The sequence below is a fragment of the Rubripirellula obstinata genome (assembly GCF_001642955.1).
GTDB lineage: Bacteria > Planctomycetota > Planctomycetia > Pirellulales > Pirellulaceae > Rubripirellula > Rubripirellula obstinata.
This window is the reverse complement of the sequence record NZ_LWSK01000269.1, coordinates 1-1,689: the sequence shown is the minus strand read 5'-3', so window position 1 is coordinate 1,689 and position 1,689 is coordinate 1. Positions and strand designations below refer to the sequence as shown.

2 protein-coding genes are annotated in these 1,689 nt (G+C 55.6%); one reads left to right on the top strand and one right to left on the bottom strand.

Features of this window, described 5'->3' with window-relative positions; all coding sequences use genetic code 11:
• On the top strand, positions 1–111 hold a 111-nt coding region (locus tag RC85_RS26495), incomplete at its 5' end, for a uracil phosphoribosyltransferase (protein WP_338060600.1).
• A gap of 167 nt (positions 112–278) precedes the next feature.
• On the opposite strand, the gene RC85_RS25665 is transcribed toward RC85_RS26495, so the two are convergent.
• Positions 279–1,511 (bottom strand): ISL3 family transposase, encoded by a 1,233-nt coding sequence (locus tag RC85_RS25665; RefSeq protein WP_068267795.1) that lies wholly within the window; start codon positions 1,509–1,511, stop codon positions 279–281.
• Positions 1,512–1,689 lie beyond the last annotated feature (178 nt).

Below are 1,689 nucleotides of genomic sequence, written 5' to 3'. Positions count from 1 at the left end.
CACCTTCGGATCTTCACCTGTGCGGTGGATCCGGAATTAAACGAGCAGTCGTTCATCGTGCCGGGATTAGGCGATGCCGGAGATCGGATTTTTGATACGCCGCAAGGTTGATAACCGGCGGGCCTTAGGTGGCAGAGTTTCACCCTCCCCCGGGAGGGTCGCGAGGAACGAGCGGGGAGGGTGCGTTGGATTTGCAAGTCGCCAGAAGCGTTTGCCGCAGCCGAAAAACCCTCCCCTCGCTGACGCTCGACCCTCCCAGGGGGGGCTCTTCGTCGGTTTTAGTGGCTGAAATCGGGCTCCATCTTTAGGGCCCCACAATAAAACAAGATGCGGGTGCGGTAGTTCTCGAAGTTGCGAAAGCCGCGGGCCGCCGACTTGATGGCCTGCACTCGACCGTTGAAGGCCTCACTTTTGGCATTGGTGATGGAGTACTCGAAATAGGCCAGCAAGCCGGCGAGGTGTTTCTTGAGCATTCTCGCAACCTTCTTGATCGGATCGAGTTTGCTACGAATGGCCCATGCGTACCAACGGTCAAAGAACTTCTTCGCCCAAGCGCCGCTGCGGTATGTCCAGAAGTCACGAAACATTTCCTTGATTCCCCACGCACGTGCCGTCTTGATCGCGACTTGCCGAATGTCTTCGATTTGCTTTTGCGTGGCATCATCAAGAGTCTCCTCGTTGTAGAGCCAAAGTTGACGCGTACCCGTCAGGTCATTAATGCCTTCGCTTCGGAGCAGTTTGTTCTCTCGGCGTCGAACCAGATCGACCGCTTCGCCGAGGTATTGGCTGATGTGGAAATGGTCGTGAACGATCTTCGCCTGGGGAACTTGTTTGACAATGCTGTTTCGAAAAGCTTGCCAGAAGTCCACGGCGACTGCCCGAATGCCCGATTTTTGCTCATCGGTGAGACTGTCAAAGAGTTTGTCACAAGATGTCTCGCTGCGGTCTTTGACGACTTCCAGCACTCGCGATCCTTCCAGGTCAACCATCAGCGACACGTAGTCCTGACCTTTGCCAAAGCTCTTTTCATCAATGCCCAGGGTTTCAATCGGATCGGTATCACGACGCTGTAGTCCTCGCTCAACCCCGCGTTGCATGAGCTCGTGAGCGGTCTTCCAAGAGAGCTTCAGTAACTTGGTCGCCGCCGAAACGCTGCTAGCCGCCTGAAGGACTTTGATCGCAAAAGCTTCAAACATCAGCGTGAATCGAGAGTGCTTCCCTGCCCAGGGTACGGCAATCGTTTTCACACCGCACCGATCGCATTTTGAACGAGGAATTGCCGCTTCGATAATGGTCTCGAACTGCATCGTGTCCAAGTGCCTCCACTGACGCGTTGGCGCGGTATCCGCACGAGAGCATTCGTCCTGGCACTCGGGGCAGCAGAGCTTGCCGCCAGAGTGACGTAATTGGATGACGACACTATTGGCTTCCATCTGAAGGTCAACGTTCTGGACCTGCCACTGGTCATCAAGTCCCAGCAGCAAACGATAGTGGGCATGTAGTTCATTCATGCTGCCATGATAGAAAATCCAAGACAGCTGGGACATTAGCCACTAAATTTGACGAAGAGCCCCCCCTGGGAGGGTCGCGAGGAACGAGCGGGGAGGGCGAGTTGGATTTGCAGGTCGTTAGAGGCGTTTCCCGCAGCCGCAAAACCCTCCCCTCGCTAAGGCTCGACCCTCCCGGAGG